20 protein-coding genes are annotated in these 20,901 nt (G+C 60.4%); 18 read left to right on the top strand and 2 right to left on the bottom strand.

Going from position 1 to position 20,901, the window contains the following annotated elements:
- Positions 1 to 9: 9 nt before the first annotated feature.
- From AB5I78_RS00550 to AB5I78_RS00465, 18 genes are all read left to right on the top strand, one after another.
- Entirely contained in the window at positions 10 to 330 is a 321-nt protein-coding gene (locus AB5I78_RS00550; protein ID WP_003187417.1) for an NAD(P) transhydrogenase subunit alpha, read from the top strand.
- Positions 330 to 1,766, top strand: a complete 1,437-nt coding sequence (locus AB5I78_RS00545; protein WP_119741358.1) for an NAD(P)(+) transhydrogenase (Re/Si-specific) subunit beta — start codon at positions 330 to 332, stop codon at positions 1,764 to 1,766. The genes AB5I78_RS00550 and AB5I78_RS00545 overlap by 1 nt, the downstream gene beginning before the upstream one ends.
- A 179-nt stretch (positions 1,767 to 1,945) precedes the next feature.
- Positions 1,946 to 3,439 carry an acetyl-CoA hydrolase/transferase family protein gene (locus AB5I78_RS00540; protein ID WP_369302737.1) on the top strand — a complete coding sequence of 498 codons (1,494 nt, stop codon included), beginning with the start codon at positions 1,946 to 1,948 and terminating at the stop codon, positions 3,437 to 3,439.
- A gap of 318 nt (positions 3,440 to 3,757) precedes the next feature.
- Positions 3,758 to 3,973 carry a DUF1127 domain-containing protein gene (locus tag AB5I78_RS00535; protein WP_003214752.1) on the top strand — a complete coding sequence of 72 codons (216 nt, stop codon included), beginning with the start codon at positions 3,758 to 3,760 and terminating at the stop codon, positions 3,971 to 3,973.
- Between the two features lie 262 nt (positions 3,974 to 4,235).
- On the top strand, positions 4,236 to 4,415 hold the full coding sequence (locus AB5I78_RS00530) for a DUF1127 domain-containing protein (protein ID WP_369302738.1): 180 nt from the start codon (positions 4,236 to 4,238) through the stop codon (positions 4,413 to 4,415).
- Positions 4,416 to 4,572: 157 nt separating this feature from the next.
- Entirely contained in the window at positions 4,573 to 4,893 is a 321-nt protein-coding gene (locus tag AB5I78_RS00525; RefSeq protein WP_106576061.1) for a DUF2388 domain-containing protein, read from the top strand.
- Positions 4,894 to 4,998: 105 nt separating this feature from the next.
- Positions 4,999 to 5,307: a DUF2388 domain-containing protein gene (locus AB5I78_RS00520; protein WP_106576060.1), complete on the top strand. Its 309-nt coding sequence runs from the start codon at positions 4,999 to 5,001 to the stop codon at positions 5,305 to 5,307.
- A 26-nt stretch (positions 5,308 to 5,333) separates the two neighbouring features.
- The gene (locus AB5I78_RS00515; RefSeq protein ID WP_145158555.1) at positions 5,334 to 5,654 is read left to right on the top strand and encodes a DUF2388 domain-containing protein; all 321 of its coding nucleotides are present in this window, start codon (positions 5,334 to 5,336) and stop codon (positions 5,652 to 5,654) included.
- Positions 5,651 to 7,612: a DUF4105 domain-containing protein gene (locus AB5I78_RS00510; protein WP_262206015.1), complete on the top strand. Its 1,962-nt coding sequence runs from the start codon at positions 5,651 to 5,653 to the stop codon at positions 7,610 to 7,612. Before AB5I78_RS00515 ends, AB5I78_RS00510 begins: the two co-directional genes overlap by 4 nt.
- A gap of 274 nt (positions 7,613 to 7,886) precedes the next feature.
- On the top strand, positions 7,887 to 9,194 hold the full coding sequence (locus AB5I78_RS00505; protein WP_106576057.1) for a CitMHS family transporter: 1,308 nt from the start codon (positions 7,887 to 7,889) through the stop codon (positions 9,192 to 9,194).
- Between the two features lie 65 nt (positions 9,195 to 9,259).
- A complete protein-coding gene (locus AB5I78_RS00500; RefSeq protein WP_106576056.1) occupies positions 9,260 to 10,027 on the top strand; it encodes a TerC family protein in 768 nt (255 codons plus the stop codon).
- A gap of 210 nt (positions 10,028 to 10,237) precedes the next feature.
- Positions 10,238 to 11,896 (top strand): Na/Pi cotransporter family protein, encoded by a 1,659-nt coding sequence (locus tag AB5I78_RS00495; protein ID WP_106576055.1) that lies wholly within the window; start codon positions 10,238 to 10,240, stop codon positions 11,894 to 11,896.
- Between the two features lie 57 nt (positions 11,897 to 11,953).
- The gene (locus AB5I78_RS00490) at positions 11,954 to 13,336 is read left to right on the top strand and encodes a M16 family metallopeptidase (protein WP_369302739.1); all 1,383 of its coding nucleotides are present in this window, start codon (positions 11,954 to 11,956) and stop codon (positions 13,334 to 13,336) included.
- A gap of 70 nt (positions 13,337 to 13,406) precedes the next feature.
- Complete coding sequence (locus AB5I78_RS00485) at positions 13,407 to 14,438, top strand: DUF5924 family protein (RefSeq protein WP_106576053.1); 1,032 nt, start codon at positions 13,407 to 13,409, stop codon at positions 14,436 to 14,438.
- Between the two features lie 54 nt (positions 14,439 to 14,492).
- On the top strand, positions 14,493 to 15,641 hold the full coding sequence (locus AB5I78_RS00480) for an ABC transporter permease (protein WP_145158549.1): 1,149 nt from the start codon (positions 14,493 to 14,495) through the stop codon (positions 15,639 to 15,641).
- A complete protein-coding gene (locus AB5I78_RS00475) occupies positions 15,638 to 16,441 on the top strand; it encodes an ABC transporter ATP-binding protein (protein ID WP_369302740.1) in 804 nt (267 codons plus the stop codon). Before AB5I78_RS00480 ends, AB5I78_RS00475 begins: the two co-directional genes overlap by 4 nt.
- A gap of 1 nt (position 16,442) precedes the next feature.
- A complete protein-coding gene (locus tag AB5I78_RS00470; protein ID WP_369302741.1) occupies positions 16,443 to 17,381 on the top strand; it encodes an MlaD family protein in 939 nt (312 codons plus the stop codon).
- Positions 17,378 to 17,989, top strand: a complete 612-nt coding sequence (locus AB5I78_RS00465) for an ABC-type transport auxiliary lipoprotein family protein (RefSeq protein ID WP_369302742.1) — start codon at positions 17,378 to 17,380, stop codon at positions 17,987 to 17,989. The genes AB5I78_RS00470 and AB5I78_RS00465 overlap by 4 nt, the downstream gene beginning before the upstream one ends.
- Positions 17,990 to 18,083: 94 nt before the next feature.
- Here AB5I78_RS00465 and AB5I78_RS00460 read toward each other — a convergent pair whose 3' ends face one another.
- Together AB5I78_RS00460 and gltP are read right to left on the bottom strand one after the other, a co-directional pair.
- The gene (locus AB5I78_RS00460) at positions 18,084 to 19,313 is read right to left on the bottom strand and encodes a nucleoside recognition domain-containing protein (RefSeq protein WP_145158541.1); all 1,230 of its coding nucleotides are present in this window, start codon (positions 19,311 to 19,313) and stop codon (positions 18,084 to 18,086) included.
- A 97-nt stretch (positions 19,314 to 19,410) separates the two neighbouring features.
- Positions 19,411 to 20,742 carry a glutamate/aspartate:proton symporter GltP gene (gene gltP, locus AB5I78_RS00455; RefSeq protein ID WP_369302743.1) on the bottom strand — a complete coding sequence of 444 codons (1,332 nt, stop codon included), beginning with the start codon at positions 20,740 to 20,742 and terminating at the stop codon, positions 19,411 to 19,413.
- Between the last annotated feature and the right edge of the window lie 159 nt (positions 20,743 to 20,901).

Below are 20,901 nucleotides of genomic sequence, written 5' to 3'. Positions count from 1 at the left end.
ATTCAGACGATGGAAGAGCTTATCTCCCCCGGTATCTACAACCTGATCATCTTTGTGCTGGCGATTTACGTCGGTTACCACGTGGTTTGGAACGTCACACCCGCGTTGCACACGCCATTGATGGCCGTGACCAACGCGATCTCGGCGATTGTGATCGTCGGCGCCATGCTGGCGGCTGCCCTTACCGTTACCCCCTTGGGCAAGACCATGGGCACTCTGGCCGTGGCTCTGGCGGCGGTCAACGTGTTCGGCGGCTTCCTGGTAACGCGCAGGATGCTCGAGATGTTCAAGAAAAAAGCCCCGAAAGTAAAAGAAGAGGCGCCGAAGTAATGAGCATGAATCTTGTAACGACGCTCTACCTGATCGCGTCGATCTGCTTTATCCAGGCCCTTAAAGGCTTGTCGCACCCCACCACGTCGCGACGCGGCAACCTGTTCGGCATGCTCGGCATGGCGCTGGCGGTGCTTACCACCGTGGGCCTCATCTATAAGCTGGGCGCTGAGCTGGCCACTGCTGGCATTGGTTACGTGATTGTCGGCCTGTTGATCGGCGGCACCGCCGGTTCAATCATGGCCAAGCGCGTAGAAATGACCAAGATGCCTGAGCTGGTGGCATTCATGCACAGCATGATCGGCCTGGCCGCGGTGTTTATCGCCATTGCCGCCGTGGTCGAGCCGCAATCCCTGGGCATCGTCAAACACTTGGGCGACTCGATCCCTGCCGGTAACCGCCTGGAACTGTTCCTCGGCGCGGCCATCGGTGCCATCACCTTCTCCGGTTCGGTGATCGCGTTCGGCAAGCTGTCGGGCAAGTACAAGTTCCGCCTGTTCCAAGGCGCACCGGTACAGTTCGGCGGCCAGCACAAGCTGAACCTGGTGCTGGGCCTTGCAACCCTGGGTCTGGGCCTGGCGTTCATGTTCACTGGCAACCTCAGCGCCTTCGCATTGATGCTGGCCCTGGCGTTCGTGCTTGGCGTGCTGATCATCATCCCGATTGGCGGCGCCGATATGCCGGTCGTCGTGTCGATGCTCAACAGCTACTCCGGCTGGGCAGCGGCGGGTATCGGCTTCTCGCTGAACAACTCGATGCTGATCATCGCCGGCTCGCTGGTGGGCTCCAGCGGCGCGATCCTGTCGTACATCATGTGCAAGGCGATGAATCGCTCGTTCTTTAATGTACTGCTCGGCGGCTTTGGCAACACAGCCGATGCGGCGGGCCCAGCGGGCTCGAAAGAAGCGCGCCCGGTCAAATCCGGCTCTGCCGACGACGCCACTTTCCTGCTGACCAACGCCGACACCGTGATCATCGTGCCGGGCTATGGCTTGGCGGTGGCACGTGCGCAACATGCGCTTAAAGAGCTGACCGAGAAGCTGACCCACCGCGGCGTGACCGTGAAGTATGCGATCCACCCGGTGGCGGGCCGTATGCCTGGCCATATGAACGTGCTGCTGGCCGAGGCCGAAGTGCCTTATGACCAGGTGTTCGAGATGGAAGACATCAACTCCGAGTTCGGCCAGGCCGACGTAGTGCTGGTGCTGGGCGCGAACGACGTGGTCAACCCGGCCGCCAAGAACGACCCTAATTCGCCGATCGCCGGCATGCCGATCCTTGAGGCGTTCAAGGCCAAGACCATCATCGTCAACAAGCGCTCGATGGCCAGCGGCTACGCGGGCCTGGACAACGAATTGTTCTACCTGGACAAGACCATGATGGTCTTCGGTGATGCCAAGAAGGTCATCGAAGACATGGTCAAAGCCGTCGAATAACACTGCGCCAGCGCAATACCCGAAACCCTGGCCTGCAGTAGGCTGGGGTTTTTTATTGCTGGATTAAAACCGACCAAAGGCTCTAAATCGCCGCCTGGCATTCGACCATGGTAGCGGGCCGAAATTTTTTGAAATCACTACACTGCCCACCTTGCTTCCGTAGCCTGAGATAACAATTCATGTACCGTGATCGTATCCGCTTGCCTTCGTTGTTGAACAAGGTCATGAGCGCGGCAGACGCCGCCGCACTGATCGAGGACGGCATGACCGTCGGCATGAGCGGCTTCACCCGCGCCGGTGAAGCCAAGGCCGTCCCTCACGCCCTGGCCGAACGCGCCAAGACTTCGCCGCTGAAAATCACCTTGATGACCGGCGCCAGCCTGGGCAATGACCTGGACAAGCAACTGACAGAAGCCGGTGTGCTGTCCCGACGCATGCCATTTCAGGTCGACAGCACCCTGCGCAAGGCGATCAATGCCGGCGAGGTGATGTTCATCGACCAGCATTTGTCCGAAACCGTCGAACAACTGCGCAACAACCAGCTCAAGCTGCCGGATATTGCCGTGATCGAAGCCGTCGCGATCACCGAGCAAGGCCATATTGTGCCGACCACCTCTGTGGGTAACTCGGCGAGCTTTGCGATTTTCGCCAAGCACGTGATCGTTGAGATCAACCTGGCGCACAACCCGAACCTGGAAGGGTTGCACGACATCTATATTCCCACCTACCGGCCGACGCGCACGCCGATCCCGCTGGTCAAGGTCGACGACCGCATCGGTAGCACCGCAATTCCGATCCCGCCGGAAAAGATTGTCGCCATCGTAATCACCAACCAGTCTGATTCCGCATCCACTGTGACGCCTCCGGACGCCGATACCCAAGGCATCGCCAATCACCTGATCAATTTCCTCAAGCAGGAAGTGGACGCCGGTCGCATGACCAACAAGCTCGGCCCGTTGCAGGCCGGGATTGGCAACATCGCCAACGCCGTGATGTGCGGTTTGATCGAATCGCCGTTCGAAGACCTGACGATGTATTCGGAAGTCCTGCAGGATTCGACCTTCGACCTGATTGATGCGGGCAAGCTGAGTTTCGCCTCCGGCAGCTCGATTACCTTGTCGGAACGGCGCAACGCCGACGTGTTCGGCAACCTGGAGCACTACAAGGACAAGCTGGTGCTGCGCCCACAGGAAATCTCCAACCACCCTGAGGTGGTGCGGCGCCTGGGTATTATCGGCATCAATACCGCGCTGGAATTCGACATTTACGGCAACGTCAATTCCACCCATGTGTGTGGCACGCGGATGATGAACGGTATTGGCGGCTCCGGGGACTTCGCGCGCAATGCGCACCTAGCCATCTTCGTGACCAAGTCGATCGCCAAGGGCGGCGCCATTTCCAGCGTCGTGCCGATGGTCAGCCATGTGGACCACACTGAGCATGATGTCGACATTCTGGTCACCGAAGTGGGCCTTGCCGACTTGCGCGGTCTGGCGCCACGGGAACGGGCTCGGGTGATCATCGACAACTGTGTGCACCCGGCGTACCGCGATGCGCTGAACAGCTACTTCAATGCGGCCTGTGCTATGGGCGGGCATACCCCGCATATCCTGCGCGAGGCACTGAGCTGGCACATTAACCTGGAAGAAACCGGGCACATGCTCAAGGCGTGATTGATACAGATTCGAGCTGATGCTTATACAGTTGCATCAGCTCGAATGCATCAGAATCAGATCTGCAAAAAACTGTACTGCTGTACCGGTCATTTCCCGCCGTATATTCCTACATACATCATCGAAATTGCCAATTTCGCACTGTTTCAGTGCGGACAGGTACAGTTGCCCCATTTCCGTACAGTACAGCGGGTATAAACAGTTAACTGGCCCTTCACAATACAGGTGAACTGTATCTACAGAGTCTTGCGTCGGAGGAGGATCATTGGCATCAGTTAAACCACTACCTAATCCCGCCACAAGCGGAAGGATGTCATCATGGAACGTACACTCAGTTCCGATCTGTTCTTCGAAGAAAAAGCTGTAAACACCCAGGCTTCCCTGCCTTTGCGCGTTCTCGCCAACCTGATGTTGTGGCAGCGCCGCATCTCCAGCCGCCATCAACTGGCTCGTCTGGATTCGCGTCTGCTGGCTGACGCCGGTATCAGCGAAGCTCAACGCTACGAAGAGCTGAGCAAGCCGTTCTGGCGCTAATTGGCGCCCGCTGGCCCTGACCCGCCGGGTCCACCGCCAGCATCCAGATTTGTCAAAGCAAAGCCCGCCCCGGGTAACCGGAGGCGGGCTTTGCTGTTTCTGGGATTCAGCTTTTTAGATCACAAACAGATGAGCTGCTTCGTGACCAGTACAGCTTAAAAAACACTACAGTTAAGAAGTACAATTTAGAGTTGGTGTATCTGTATTGGTGTCAGAGACACGCCCAACATGGAGTTCCACTACCTCATGAAAGGCCATCCCCATGCGAGCCTCGTCCAGTAAACAACTGATTATTCGCACTGCCAGTGCCCTGGCTCGATGGGCGAAACAGGCCCATGAGCGCCAACAACTGGCACGACTCGACGCTCGCGAGCTGTCCGACGCTGGCATCAGCCAGGGCGACCGAATCGCCGAGCTGTCCAAACCGTTCTGGCGCGACTAAAACGGTGGGGCTTTCCGAATAGATAAACGGCAGCTTAAGATCGCGTCATCACGTGGCGAACCTTGTAGAACCGACGTCTGATGCTCAATTGCAACAACGTCGGTTTCACAGTGGCCGCTTTGCGCCGCTTTATTTGTTCATTTACAGGAGTCATTCCATGTCCCGTCTTCGCCTGCTGAGTGCTGCAGCCCTGTTGGCCGTGGCTGCCAATGCCAACGCAAGCAGCCTTATCGTGACCACCGACTCGATCGTCGGCGCGCTGAAAGCCACCTCCGATGCCAGCTCGGATGCCACGTCCTCCCTGCGTGACAACAAGGTCGTCCAGGCCGCTCGCGATGACGCCGCCAGTTTTGTTGCCAGCGAAGGCGCCATCCGTGGCGTAAAGCTGGAGAGCGCCTTGGCCCAGATCCGCCAACAAGCCCCCCAACTGAATGCGGCGAGTGACACGCAGCTCGCTCAAGCGATCCTGGCTATCTGACGCAGATCGACACAGAAGGGCGCCAGCTGCTACCTCATGTGTCAGCGCTGGCTCTCGCCCGGGCGTTGCGCTAGCCTTGGCGCTCGCTTTCAGTTGTCGAGTCTTATGGTTTTTTCATACCGCCTGTTGATCGTTCCCGTATTATTTTCCGTCTGCTGGTCACCCTTGGCTTCGGCCTTTGATGTGTCCACCCAGAGCACCGTCATCAGTGCGTACGCCACCAGCAAGGTGACGTCAGCGCCCTTTGACAGAAAGTTGGTAATGGCCGCCCAGGATGACGCTGCCGCTTTTATCGCCACTGACGGCCAATGGCGGGGCGCTCGTCTGGAATCCGCGCTGGATTATCTGCGCCGCACCCAGCCAAAACTTCATGCAAGCGACCTTGAACTGGCGCAAGCAATTCTCGTCCAATAATCATCTTTGTATTTTGGAGTTATTTCATGCGTAGCCCGCTGATCGCCGCCGCTCTCGGCCTGCTGTTGTTGGCCGATGTTGCCCACGCGCAAACCTTGAAGGCCACCAGTAACATCGTCGTGCGTGCCTCGGCCCGCACCATCGACTTCACCTCGGACACCACCACCTCCATACGCGACTCCAAAGTCGTGCGCGAAGCCCACGACGATGCCGCCAGTTTCGTCGCCACCAATGGCGAGATCCGTGGCGCCCAATTGGAAGCCGCCTTCGACACCCTGCGAACCCGTGTGCCGGAAGCTCGAGATGCCAGTGACCAGACGCTCGCCGAAGCCATCCTCGCTCTGTGAGGCGCCTGGTCGCCTGGCTATTGGCCGGGACTGTACTGCTCTGTGCAGGCGCAGCCCAGGCCAGCCTGCAACTGCGGCTCAAGACCGATGGCTTGAGCCCGGCCGAACAGCAGGCCAGCCAGGCATTGCTTGATGAAGCGATGCGCGCTTTGCCGCCGCGCTTTGTCGAGCAACTGGACCGACGTATCGATGTCGGCTGGACCGACAAAATGCCTGAAAACGCCTATGGTCAGGCCTCACTGGTGTCTGAGCTTGATCTGAATCAGAACCTGCTCGCCAGCCTGACCGACGGCAGCGCCGCCACCCAAAAAACCAATCGCCCACACGGCACTGTGCGCCGCGAAATGCTCGCCACCGTGCTGCATGAGCTGACCCACATCTATGACCGTGCGCGCCTGTGGTCCAAAGACGACCGCACGCTCATCCAGCGCTGCAGCCGCCAAAACAACATCACCGGCCTGATCGGCCTGCCCGATCAATGCCGTGGCCAGAATGATCGCCGCTTTACCTTGAGTGACGACCCGCGCCTGCTGGACCTCGCCGGCTGGCCGCAATACGTGGGCCGTCGCGGCGAACGTGAACAACATAACCACCAGGTTGCCCGTAGCCCGGACATCTACGAAACCACCAGCCCGCTGGAGTTTGTGGCAGTCAACATGGAGTACTTCCTCCTCGACCCGAGCTACGCCTGCCGTCGCCCCGCGCTGTTTCGCTACTACAAGGAACACTTCGGCTGGGCGCCGCCTGCGCAAGACACCTGCGCCAAAACCTACGCATTCCTGAATGCAGGCAACGATTTCGCCAAGACGCCTCTGGGTCAGATCGATCCGGAGCGCGTGTACGAAATCGACTACCTGCTGGCCGAAGCCAACCAGAACCTGGTCAGCCGCTGGGGCCATAGCATGTTGCGCCTGGTGATCTGCGCGCCCGGTCGCCCGCGCGGCCCGGATTGCCGCCTGGACCTGGACCAACACTTGGTCCTGTCCTACCGCGCTTTTGTCGGTGACGTACAGCTGTCGAGCTGGGATGGCCTGGTGGGCAAATACCCGTCACGCCTGTTCGTGCTGCCACTGGCCCAGGTCATCGACGAATACACCAAGACCGAGCTGCGCGGGCTGGCCTCCGTACCGCTGAAACTCACCCGCCAAGAGATCAACGACACCGTCGAGCATGCCGCCGAAATGCATTGGAGCTACGACGGCAACTACTTCTTCATCTCCAACAACTGCGCGGTCGAAAGCCTGAAACTCCTGCGCAGTGGCAGCGCCAACCCACAGCTGACCGGGCTCGACAACATCACCCCCAACGGTCTGCTGGAAGTGCTCAGTGCACGCGGCCTGGCCGACACCAGCGTCCTCAAGGATAAACGCGAGGCATTGCGCCGGGGTTATCACTTCGACTCGTTCCGCGAGCGTTACCAGGCGATGTTCGATGTCCTGCGCAAACACTTGCCGATCAAGCAGACCGAGGTCGAAGACTGGCTGTCGCTCAGCGCAGAAGAACGCCGCCAATGGTTCAGCCAGGCCGACCTGCGCACCAGCGCCGCGCTGTTGCTGCTGGAACAGGCCAGCTATCGCAAACAGCTGATGCTGGCCCAGGATGAAGTCAAACAACGCTACCTCGGTGCCCGCGAGCTGAAAAACGGCGGCATGGAAAAAGCTAACAACACACTGCAACAGATCCTCGCCAACAGCGGTTTCCTCAGCCGCCCGGCGGAACTACTGGGCAGTAGTGGCTACGGCCTGCCACAACCTTCGGAATCCAAACGCCTGGAATCGGAAAGCGCCGAGCGCCAGAAGCAGCTGCAATCTTTGACCGGCGATCTGGATAAAGAGGTGAGGGTGCTGCTCGAGCCTTCCCGCGCCGCCGAAATTGCTGCGTGTGAAGCCAATCTCAAACAGGTGGGCGAGCACCTGCGCGCGCTGCACAAAGCGGCGGGCGGCCTTGAGCTTCCATAATTCGCCCCACACAAGCTGACTCGCCCTACAGAAGAAACAGAAAAACCTCTCATCACCTGATTACACAGCGAAAGCTGGCTGAAAGCTTCCACGTCTAGGATCGCCCCCACTGTCGGCAACAGACCGGCTGTTAACAACAACAATGGTGATTCCCGATGTCCGCTCGTCCTTGCCCTTTCGCTCCAACTCCACCCGTACGCCACGTGCCTTTCGTACTGCGCTGACCCCAAACCGGTTCGCCATTCCCTAGCCGCGCTACGCCTGGAGTATTTCTATGCTGACTTTCCTTGGCTTTGCCATGGTCATCACGTTCATGTTCCTGATCATGACCAAGCGCCTTTCTGCGCTGATTGCCTTGATCATCGTGCCCATCCTGTTCGCCCTGTTTGGTGGCTTTGCACCCGAGATCGGGCCGATGATGCTTGCGGGCATCACCAAGCTTGCGCCGACCGGCGTGATGCTGATGTTCGCCATTCTCTACTTTGCCCTGATGATCGACTCCGGCCTGTTCGACCCGGCCGTGCGCAAGATCCTCAAGATGGTCAAGGGCGACCCGCTGAAAGTGTCGGTCGGTACCGCCGTGCTGGCGCTGGTGGTGTCCCTCGACGGTGACGGCGCGACTACCTACATGATCTGCGTCGCCGCCATGCTGCCGCTGTACCAGCGCATCGGCATGAGCCCACGGATCATGGCCGGCCTGATCATCCTCGCCGGTGGCGTAATGAACATGACGCCATGGGGCGGCCCGACCGCCCGCGCCGCCAGTGCGCTGCACGTAGACCCCTCGGATATTTTTGTACCGATGATCCCGGCCATGGCCGCCGGCGTCGTGGCAATCCTGGCGATTGCTTATATGTACGGCAAACGCGAACGAGCGCGCCTGGGCGAACTGCACCTGCAGGGTGACGAGATCGACCACAGCGAGATCAGCGTATCGCAGTTCCCGGATGCTCGCCGTCCGAAGCTGATCTGGTTCAACGGCGCCCTGACCTTTGCCCTGATGTGCACCCTGATCGCCGGCTTGTTGCCGCTGCCAGTGCTGTTCATGGTGGCGTTCAGCATCGCGATGATCGTCAACTACCCGTGCCTGCAACAACAGAAAGACCGCGTCGCTGCCCACGCAGGCAGCGTACTGGCGGTGGTGGGGCTGATCTTCGCCGCCGGTATTTTCACCGGCATCCTGTCGGGCACCGGCATGGTCGACGCCATGTCCAAAAGCCTGCTGGCCGTCATCCCTGAAGCCATGGGCCCTTACCTGGCGGTGATCACCGCGCTGGTGAGCATGCCGTTTACTTTCTTCATGTCCAACGACGCGTTTTACTACGGCGTACTGCCGGTACTCGCCGAAGCCGCCAGCCACTATGGCATCACCGCCGTGGAGATGGCCCGCGCGTCTATCGTCGGCCAACCCGTGCATTTGCTCAGCCCACTGGTCCCTTCGACCTACCTGCTGGTGGCCCTGGCCGGTATCGAATTTGGCGATCACCAACGCTTTACCCTCAAGTGGGCAGTGCTGGTATGCCTGTGCATAATGTTCGCCGCTTTGCTGATGGGGATTTTTCCGCTGTTCAGCACTCTATAATCGTACCCACTCACCCGCGCGGCGCTGCAGCTTGCGCGGTTTAACATTTGCTCAAAGGAATACACATGGAATGGCTGACCAATCCGGAAATCTGGATTGCCTTCTTCACCCTGACGGCCCTCGAGATCGTCCTGGGCATCGATAACATCATCATGATTTCGATCCTGGTCAGCCGCATGCCCAAGCATATGCAGGCGCGCACCCGGATCTTCGGCCTGGCCCTGGCCATGGTCACGCGAATCCTGCTGCTGCTGTCGATCACCTGGGTCATGCAACTGACCGCCGACCTGTTCGTGGTCTTCGGCCAAGGCATTTCCGGCCGCGACCTGATCCTGTTCTTCGGTGGCCTGTTCCTGCTGTGGAAAAGCTCCCAGGAGATGTACCACGCACTGGAAGGCGAAGACGAAACCCACGACGAGCCGAAAGGCGCCGGCGGCAAGTTCATCTACACCATCATTCAGATCGCCATCATCGACATCGTGTTCTCGCTGGACTCGGTGATCACTGCGGTCGGCATGGTTTCTCACGTGCCGGTGATGGTGGCGGCGATCGTGGTGGCCGTTCTGGTGATGATGCTGGCTGCCGGCACCATCAGCGAGTTCATCGACAAGCACCCGTCGCTGAAGATGCTCGCGCTGTCGTTTCTGCTGGTGGTGGGTACGGTGCTGATTGCCGAATCCTTCGACGTGCATGTGCCAAAAGGCTACGTCTACTTCGCCATGGCGTTCTCGCTGGCGGTGGAGGCGATCAATATCAAGATGCGCACCGCCATCGCGAAAAAGAAGAAACAGCAGGATCCAGTGAAACTGCGCAAGGACATTCCGGGTCAATAACACTGACCCGCTGCTGAAAAAGGGGCTTTCGAGCCCCTTTTTTTCATCTGCAAAAAACTGATTTCATGACAGTTTTATTTCAAACACGACTTTAGCTATGCGATGCTGGCGCGCAGCCCATTCGCCAACTACAGCTTAAGTACAAGACGTAGAGCGGCACGCGGCAATTCTTATTTGCTCTTTTTGAGCTAACCCACACGGGGGCCGAGCATGCTGACCTTGCTCAATCTGCTTTCCGCCGTGACCCTGCTTATCTGGGGCACGCATATCGTCCGTACCGGCATCTTGCGGGTTTACGGCTCTAACTTGCGCCAAGTCATCGGGCAGAACATGTCCAAGCGCTGGCTGGCGTTTGTCGCCGGTATCCTGGTGACGGCCATGGTGCAAAGCAGTAACGCCACGGCAATGCTGGTGACATCTTTTGTCGGCCAGGGCCTGATGGGGCTCACGCCTGCCTTGGCGACCATGCTCGGTGCCGACGTCGGTACAGCGTTGATGGCGCGCGTGCTGACCTTTGACTTGTCCTGGCTGTCGCCGCTGTTGATTTTTCTCGGGGTGATTTTCTTCCTGTCGCGCAAACAGACGCGAGCAGGGCAGATGGGCCGCGTCGGCATCGGCCTGGGCCTGATCATTCTGGCACTGCAACTGATTGTCGAAGCCGCTGGGCCCATCACCCACGCCCAAGGCGTCAAAGTGCTGTTTGCCTCGCTGACCGGCGACATCCTGCTGGATGCCTTGGTCGGTGCATTGTTCGCGATGATTTCCTACTCCAGCCTGGCTGCCGTACTGCTCACGGCAACCCTGGCCGGGGCGGGCGTGATCGGCCTGCACGTGGCCATCGGCCTGGTGATCGGCGCCAACATCGGCAGTGGCGTGCTGGCGTTTCTGAGTACCAGCATGCAGAACGCGGCCGGTCGACAAGTGGCACTGGGCAGCCTGCTGTACAAACTGATCGGCTTGCTGCTGATCATCCCGGTGCTCGACCCGCTCGTAGGCTGGATGGACGGCCTGGACTACAGCGCCCAAGGCATGGTCATTACCTTCCACCTGCTCTACAACGTCAGCCGCTGCCTCATCCTGCTGCCGACGATCGGCCCAATGGCGCGCCTGTGCGCTTGGTTGCTGCCGGAACAGGCCGAGACCAACGGCAAAGCCAAACCGCGCCACCTCGACCTTGCCGCGCTCGACACCCCAAGCCTGGCATTGGCCAACGCCGCGCGCGAAACCCTGCGCCTGGGCGACCTGATCGACAACATGCTCACCGCAATGCTCGAAGTGTTGCGCGGCAAGCAAACCGCCATCACTCAGGAAATGCGCAGCCTCAGTGACGACGTTGAAGCCCTGTACAGCGCGATCAAGCTTTACCTGGCGCAAATGCCGCGTGAAGACCTCAGCGAACAGGACAGCCGTCGTTGGGCCGAGATCATCGAGCTGTCGATCAACCTGAAACTGGCTGGCGACCTGATCGAGCGCATGCTGCGCAAAGTTCAGCAGCAGAAAACCTCGCAACGTCGGCAGTTCTCCGAAGTAGGTCTGGAGGAGCTGGCCGGCCTGCACACCCAGCTGATTGCCAACCTGCGTCTGGGCCTGTCGGTGTTCCTCAGTGCCGACCCGGAAAGCGCCCGCCAACTGCTGCGCGAGAAGCGCCGCTTCCGCGCTCAGGAACGCCGCCTGGCCCACGCCCACGTCAGCCGTCTGCAACGCAAGATCGTACAGAGCCTGGAAACCAGTTCCCTGCACCTGGAGCTGATTGCCGACATGAAACGCCTCAACTCGCTGTTCTGCAGCAGCGCCTACGTCGTACTCGAAACGTCCGACACCGGCGCGCTCTCGGCCGAAGATATCGCCGACATCACCCATTCACCCTGAACGTACGACGGTGAGTGAAGTCAGTTAACAGTGGACCTCACTCGCCAGGAAGCTGTTATGCGTCGCCTGTTATTCGCCTGCCTGCTCATGGGCTCGGCACATACCTTTGCCTTTGACCGCCTGCAAGTCGAGGGCTACACCTTGCCCAACGGCCTGCAGCTGCTGCTCAAACCGGGCACCGAGCGCGGGCACGTGGCTATCCGCCTGGTGGTAGGCGTAGGCCTGGATGACTTCCCTTGTGAAGAAAAAGAGCTGCCGCACCTGCTCGAACACTTGTTGTTCAGTGGCATCGACGGCGGCGGCGAAGGCGACCTCGAAGAACGCATGCAGGCCTTGGGCGGCGACTGGAACGCCTACACCAGTAACGCCGACACCACTTTCGTGATTGAAGCGCCCGCGCAAAACCAGCGCAAAGTGCTGGATTTGCTGTTGGCCATCATCACTCGCACAGAATTGACCGACGCCAACATCTCTGCGGCCAAGCGCGTGGTCGAACGCGAAGACGGCGGGCATTACTCGCACCTGCAACGCCTGCTCGACCGCCAGGACCTTGGCCACACCGCCAGCAACCAATTGGCCGTTGAGCTGGGGCTCAAGTGCGCTGAGCGCGCCGAGGTCGACCACTTGACCCGCGATCAATTGCAAGCGCTGCGCAAAAACTGGTACGCGCCCAACAACATGACCCTGATCATCGTCGGCGACCTCGACAAACTGCTGCCGGCCTACCTGGAACGCACCTACGGCCAACTTGATCCCATCGAGCCGAGCGAGCATTTGCCGCTTCCGGAAATTCAACACGCCGCCGCCAGCCATCGCGACCTGATCCACGGCTGGATCGGTGACAGCGCCAAACTGCACTGGCTGTTCCCGGAACCAGTACTGGACGACCAGCATGATGAAACCTACGACCTGCTCAAGGACTACCTCGACTGGGCGTTGTACCGCCAACTGCGCCTCAAGCACGGTTTGTCCTACGGCCCGTGGAGCGAGCGTGAAGTGCTCGGTGGCGTCGGTTTCCTGAGCCTGAATGCCGACCTTGAGCGCGAAAACCTGCCGCAGGCCGAACAGGTGCTGCAAGCGCTCAAGGCGCAACTGCTCAAGGACGGCCTCGACGCGGCCACCTTCGCCCGCCTGCAGCAAGCTGCTATCGCGCGCCAGGCGTGGGCCGTGCAGGGCAACAGTGCGCTGGCCGATTACTACTGGAGTGCATCCGGCGACTACGCCGACGGCCACTTCAGCGACCCGGTTAAACGCATCAAGGCCGTCAACCTGAAACAGGCCAACCAGGCCATGCGCCAAGTGTTTGACCAGGCGGGCTATTGGCGTATCGAAAAACCGCTGTTGAGCTACGACAGCCTGACCTGGATCGGCGCGGGCGTGCTCGGGCTGATCGCCATTGTGTTGGGCGGCCTGCGGCTTTATCGCAAACGGATCGCGTAATGAGGCACCGAACACAGGACTAAGACGTTATTCTGTCCGGGTTTTTTCCTACACACATTGTGGATCGCTCATGCCAAAGCTGCCGCCCCTTATCCAGCGCATTCTCGTCCTGATCAAGCGCTACCCTGGGGTCATCGCACTCGGCGGCTTTATCTCGGGTGTGTGCAGCTTCATGCTGGTGGATCGCCAGCAGGGCATGGCCAGCTGGATCGCCGTGATCATGCTGGTGAGCTGGCTGTGGCTGATGCTGGAAAACAGCTTCACCCAGCTGTTCGCCAAGGTCTTCAAACGCGAAATCCCCGAACCCCTGCTGCGCTACGCCACCCAGATGATCCACCAGGAAAGTCTGTTTTTTGTGTTGCCCTTCTTTTTCGTCACCACCACCTGGAACAGCGGCCAGTCGGTTTTCACCGGCCTGCTCGGCGCGGCGGCACTGGTGTCGATCACCGACCCGCTGTACTACAAGTGGCTGGCGCCGAAACGCTCACTGTTCCTGGCGCTGCACACACTGACCTTGTTCGCCGCGCTGCTTACCGCGCTGCCGATCATCCTGCACCTGACCACCGCCGAAAGTTACAAATTGGCGCTGGGTGTGGCTATGGCGCTGTCGATCCCGAGCCTGGCGGTCAGCTTGCCGCTGCGCAGCTTCAAAGGTTGGGCGATGCTGCTGGGGGTGACGGCCGCCATTGGCTGTGCCGGCTGGTTCCTGCGCACGTGGGTGCCGCCGGCCACGCTGTGGATGACCGAAGTGGCGATCAGCACCCAACTGCAGGACCGTACGCCCGGAGATGACCTCAAGGAAGTCACCGCCGCCCAACTGCGCAGTGGCGGGCTGTACGCCTACACCGCGATCAACGCGCCGCGCGGGCTGGATGAGCGGATTTACCATGTGTGGAAATTCAACGGCAAAGAGGTCGACCGCATTGCCCTGGATATCCACGGCGGGCGGGACGAAGGCTACCGCGCCTGGACGCACAAGCAGAACTTCCCCGCCGACGCGGTAGGCCGCTGGCAAGTGCGGGTGCTGACGGAGGACGGCCAGGTCATTGGCGTGCTGCGATTCAAAGTCACTGACACAGCACAAACGGACACGCCAAAGTAGGCCGTATCGTGCTATTACGTAGGAATTCTGGATAGCCAAACAAGCTCGGAGCTTATGACCACCAGTACCACGGCGGGCGCCGCCCATCTCGACACGACTACCGCTCCTCCGTTACTCAGGATTACGGGGGACTGGACGCTTGCCCACTACGCAAACCTGAAGAAGCTGTCGGACACACTCGACGGCCAATACGACGCCGGCGCACGCATCGACCTCAATGGCTTGGGCGCCCTGGATACCGCCGGCGCGTCACTGCTGGTAGAGCTGCTGGGGCCGCACCGTATCGAGCAATCGGCCGAACAGACCGATTGCAGCCTGTCCGCCGCCGACCGCGCGCTGCTGAAAACCGTCTACCGCTCGCTGAATGATTTTTGTGTGCCGGACAAAGCCCCGGAAGAGGCCGCCGGCATCCAGGTGCTGGCGCGCATCGGCCGCGCGGTGGACACCGTGTGGCAAGACAGCAAGAAGCTGCTCGGCTTTATCGGCCTGATCCTGGAAACCTTCGCCCGCGGCATCTTGCGCCCCAAGCGCTGGCGCATTACGCCCATGGTCGCGCATATCGAACAGACCGGCCTCGACGCCGCCCCCATCGTGGCCTTGCTGACCTTCCTGGTCGGCGCAGTGGTGGCATTTCTCGGCGCTACGGTGCTCAAGAGTTTCGGCGCGACCATTTTTACCGTGGACTTGGTGGCGTTCTCTTTCCTGCGTGAATTTGGCGTGCTGCTCACTGCAATCCTGATCGCCGGCCGCACCGCCAGCGCCTTCACCGCGCAAATCGGCTCGATGAAGGCCAACGAAGAAATCGACGCCATCCGCACCCTGGGCCTGGACCCGATGGAGCTGCTGGTGCTGCCGCGCGTGATGGCGCTGCTGGTGTCGCTGCCGATGCTGACCTTTCTGGCGATGCTCTCCGGGATCGTCGGCGGCGGCGTGGTGTGTGCGGTGGCACTGGATATTTCACCGGCGATGTTTCTCTCGCTGCTGCAATCGGACATCGGTGTACAACATTTTCTGGTGGGCATGGTGAAAGCGCCGATCTTTGCCTTCCTGATCGCCGCCATTGGCTGTCTCGAAGGCTTCAAGGTCAGCGGCAGCGCCGAATCGGTCGGTGCCCACACCACCTCCAGCGTGGTGCAATCGATTTTTGTGGTGATCGTGCTGGACGCGGTTGCCGCGCTGTTCTTTATGGAGATGGGCTGGTGAGTCGTCTACACCGTGCGCCCACCGAGGCGGTGATCGAAGTGCGCGGCCTGTGCAACCGCTTTGGCAGCCAGAGCGTGCACGAGAACCTCAATCTGGATTTGTACAAGGGCGAGATCCTCGCAGTGGTGGGCGGTTCCGGCAGCGGCAAGTCGGTGTTGCTGCGCAGCATCGTCGGCCTGCGCCGCCCCAGCGAAGGCGAGGTGCGGGTGTTCGGCAAGAACCTGCCGAGCCTGCCGGAACAGCAACGCTCACAGGTGGAACGACGCTTTGGCGTGCTGTTTCAGAAGGGCGCGCTGTTTTCCTCGCTGACCGTCACCGAAAACGTCGCCCTGCCGCTGATCGAGCACGCGGGCCTCAGCCGCGCCGACGCCGAGCACCTGGCCGCGGTCAAGCTTGCCCTGGCGGGGTTGCCGCTGTCGGCGGCCGACAAGTACCCGGCGTCACTCTCCGGCGGCATGATCAAGCGTGCGGCTCTGGCCCGAGCCTTGGCGCTGGACCCGGACATCCTGTTTCTCGACGAACCCACCGCCGGCCTCGACCCGATTGGCGCGGCGCAATTCGACCAACTGATCCTGACCTTGCGCGATGCGCTGGGGCTGAGCGTGTTCCTGGTCACCCACGACCTCGACACGCTGTACACCATCACCGACCGTGTGGCGGTGCTGGCGCAGAAGAAAGTGCTGGTGGCCGATGCCATTGATGTCGTCTCGGAAACGAACGACCCCTGGATTCACGAATATTTCCACGGCCCCCGCGGCCGCGCGGCATTGGATGCCGCTCAATCGCTCAACGAGGTATGACATGGAAACCCGAGCCCATCATGTGATGATCGGTCTGTTCAGCGTAATCGTGGTGGTCGGCGCGATGCTGTTTGGCCTGTGGCTGGCCAAGTCCAGCGTCGACAGTGCCTTCCAGGATTATGAAGTGGTGTTCAACGAGGCGGTCAGCGGCCTGTCGCAAGGCAGCTCGGTGCAGTACAGCGGGATCAAGGTGGGCGACGTCACCAGCCTTCGCCTGGACCCCAACGACCCGCGCCGCGTACTGGCACGTATCCGCCTGGCCGGGCAGACGCCGATCAAGGAAGACACGCAGGCCAAGCTGGCCCTGACCGGCATCACCGGCACCTCGATCATCCAGCTCAGCGGCGGCACACCGCAAAGCCCGGAACTGAAGGGCAAGGACGGCAACCTGCCGGAAATCATCGCCTCGCCATCGCCGATCGCGCGCCTGCTCACTAACAGCAACGACCTGATGACCAGCATCAACCTGCTGCTGCACAACGCCAACCACATGTTCTCCCGGGAGAACGTCGAGCGCCTGAGCAACACCCTGGACAACCTGCAACAAACCACTGGCGCCATCGCCGAGCAACGCGGTGACATCAAGCTGGTGATGCAGCAATTGATGCAGGTGAGCAAACAGGCGACGGCCGCCCTGGAGCAAACCACCGTGCTGATGCGCAACGCCAACGGCCTGCTCAACGATCAAGGCAAGCAAGCCTTCGGCAGCGCCGAGCAGGCAATGAGATCGCTCGAACAAAGCACCGCAACCATCAACACCTTGCTGACCAATAACAAGGACTCGGTGAACAGCGGCATGCAGGGCCTCAATGAACTGGCGCCGGCCGTGCGCGAACTGCGCGAAACCCTGGGTTCGCTGCGCGCCATCTCCCGCCGCCTGGAAGCCAACCCCAGCGGCTACCTGCTGGGCAGCGACAAGAATAAGGAGTTCACGCCATGAAGCGCGCTTATCAACTGATCGCCCCTGTGGCCCTGGTGCTGGTCAGCGCCTGCTCGATCCTGCCCAAGCCCGACCCTTCGGACGTGTACCGCCTGGCTTCGGCCCAGACGACCACCCAAGGCGCGCCGGTGAGCTGGTCGCTGCGCGTGAGCAAGCCGCAGAGCAGCGAGTTTCTCGACAGCCCGCGCATTGCCGTGGTGCCCAACGGTGACCTGATCAGCAGCTATGCGAACTCACGCTGGAGCGACCCGACGCCGGTGTTGCTGCGCAACCGGTTCATGGACGGTTTCCAGCGCGATGGGCGGGTGACGCTGTTGAGTACCGACGAGACCAACTTGCAGGCCGATTACGAGCTGGGCGGGCAATTGCAGGCGTTTCAGAGCGAGTACCACGGCAGTGCTGTAGAGGTAGTCGTCCGACTGGACGCAAGGCTGGTGCGGGGGAGTGATCAGCGCATTATTGCCAGCCGGCGGTTTGAGGTGAAGCAGCCGGTGGGTGACACCAAAGTGCCGGCGGTGGTGGCCGCGTTTGGGCAGGCGGGGGATCAGTTGAATAAGCAGGTGGTGGATTGGGTGGTACAGCAGGGCAATGCGGCACCGAAAGGCTAAGGGCCTCATCGCAGGCAAGCCAGCTCCCACATTTTTGAATGTATTTACACATCAACATGTGGGAGCTGGCTTGCCTGCGATAGCCATTTAAGCCTTAACCGAAGAACCAGTAGCACACCGAAATCGCCGCCACGACACCGGCAAACTCCGCCAGCAACGCACACCCCACCGCATGCCGCGCCCGCTGGATCCCCACCGAGCCGAAGTACACCGCCAACACGTAGAAGGTGGTTTCCGTACTGCCCTGAATCGTCGCCGCCACCAACGCCGGGAAGCTGTCCACGCCCTTGGTTTGCATGGTCTCGATCAGCAGCGCCCGCGCAGCACTGCCGGAGAAGGGCTTGACCATGGCGGTCGGCAACGCGTCGACAAAACGCGTGTCCAAACCCGTCCAGGCCACCAGGTGGCGAATGCCTTCAAGGCCAAAGTCCAAGGCACCCGAGGCGCGTAACACGCCCACCGCGCACAGCATCGCCACCAGATACGGCAGCAGGTTCTTGGCAACGTCGAAACCCTCTTTGGCGCCTTCGACGAACGCCTCGTACACCTTGACCTTGCGCAGCGCACCGATCAGCAAAAACAGCATGATCAACCCGAACAGCGTCAGGTTGCCAAGGATCGATGACAAACCGGCCAGCGCCGTGGCGGACAAGGTCGCCAGCAACGCCATAAAGCCACCGAGGATCAATGCGCCGGGAATCAGGTAGGCCAGCACCACCGGATCCCACAGCCGCAGGCGCTGCATCACCGCCACCGACAATAAGCCGACCAGAGTCGAGGCGCTGGTTGCCAGCAGGATCGGCAGAAACACCAGCGTCGGGTCCGCTGCGCCTTGCTGGGCGCGGTACATGAAGATGGTCACCGGCAACAGCGTCAGCGACGACGCGTTAAGCACCAGGAACAGAATCTGCGCGTTACTGGCGGTGTTGGGGATCGGGTTGAGTTCCTGCAGCGCCTTCATGGCTTTCAGGCCAATCGGCGTGGCAGCGTTGTCCAGCCCAAGGCCGTTGGCGGCGAAGTTAAGGGTGATCAAGCCGATAGCGGGGTGGCCGGCCGGCACTTCCGGCATCAGGCGGCGAAACAGCGGGCCAAGGGCCTTGGCCAACCAGTCGACGATCCCGGCTTTTTCGGCGATGCGCAAAAAGCCCAGCCATAAGGTCAGGGTGCCGAACAGCAGCACCATGACTTCCACCGACAATTTGGCCATGGCGAAAATACTTTCCACCATCGCCGCAAAAATCCCGGCATTACCGCCAATCAGCCATTGCGCCAGTGCTGACACCATTGCCACGACAAAGAAGCCAAGCCACAGGCCATTGAGCATCTGTTGAATCCCCCGAAAGATGGGGCGAATGATAGCGGGGCTGACAGAAACGACAAACCCCGGAATTTTCCGGGGTTTGTGTTCACGCCGCGGGCTATCAGCCGCGAGTGGCTTGGGCGGTTGACGAGGCCTGTTTGCTGCGCCAGTGCGGCAGGGAGTTCCAGTAGCGCTCGCCTTTGGCGTCGTCGTACATGCCTTCCCAGCGGGAGATGACCAACACGGCCAAGGCGTTGCCGATCACGTTGAGTGCGGTACGCGCCATGTCCATCACACGGTCGACACCGGCGATGAACGCCAGGCCTTCCAGCGGAATGCCCACGCTGCCCAGGGTAGCCAGCAATACGACGAAGGACACACCCGGTACGCCGGCGATGCCTTTGGAGGTCACCATCAGGGTCAGCACCAGCATCAGCTGCTGGCCGATCGACAGGTCAATGCCGTACAGCTGGGCGATGAAGATCGCCGCGATGCTCTGATACAGGGTCGAACCGTCGAGGTTGAACGAGTAGCCGGTCGGTACCACGAAGCTGCAGATGGCCTTCGGCGCGCCGTAGGCTTCCATCTTCTCGATGACGCGCGGCAGCACGGTTTCGGAACTGGCGGTGGAGTAGGCCAGCACCAGCTCATCCTTGAAGATGCGCATCAGCTTGATCACCGAGAAGCCGAACAGGCGAGCGATCAGGCCCAGCACCACGAAGGCGAAGAACAGAATGGCGACGTAAACCAGAATCACCAGCTTGGCCAGCGGCAGCAGCGAGGCGAAGCCGAAGTTGGCGACGGTCACCGCGATCAACGCGAATACGCCGATCGGGGCGTACTTCATGATCATGTGGGTGACTTTGAACATGCTCTCGGAAACGCCCTGGAACATAGTGACCAGAGGCTCACGCAGTTCCGGCTTGAGGCTCGAGAGGCCGAGGCCGAACAGCACCGAGAAGAAGATGATCGGCAGCATGTCGCCACGGGCGACGGCAGCGAAGATGTTCGAGGGAATCAGGTTGAGGATGGTCTCGATGAACGCATGCTCATGCTGCACTTCGGCAGCGGTGGCGGTGTACTTGGAGATATCGACGGTACCCAGGGTACTCATATCGATGCCAGCGCCTGGGTGGAACAGGTTGGCCAGCAACAGACCGACCACAATGGCGATGGTGGTGACCACTTCGAAGTAAAGGATGGTTTTGACGCCGATGCGACCGAGCTTCTTCGCGTCACCCACGCCGGCGATGCCGACGATCAGCGAGGAAATCACAATCGGGATCACGATCATCTTGATCAGGCGGATAAAGATATCGCCCGCCGGCTGCAACACATTGCTGATCCACCAGGCTTTTTCAGCACTGAAATGGTTGAGCACTGCACCGATTGCGATCCCCAGCACCAAACCGATGAGGATCTGCCAGGCGAGGCTTAGCTTTGCCTTCTTCATGTCATTACCCTTACTTCAAGTGGACTTAAGGCACATGCGCCATCTGGAACGCTCGGAAGCGAAAAAGTGTGTGCATCTGCCTCCGTAGAAGGTCACCGCAGCGTGGCCGAAATGGCTTACTGGCAGGCGAAAAAAGGCGCAACTATTCCCATGCAAGGG

Origin of the sequence: Pseudomonas sp. N2-3-1-14, from assembly GCF_041228395.1 — a bacterium.
Taxonomy (GTDB): Bacteria; Pseudomonadota; Gammaproteobacteria; order Pseudomonadales; family Pseudomonadaceae; genus Aquipseudomonas.
Note: the sequence above shows the minus strand (reverse complement) of the source record. Positions and strands in the feature narration are given on the sequence as shown.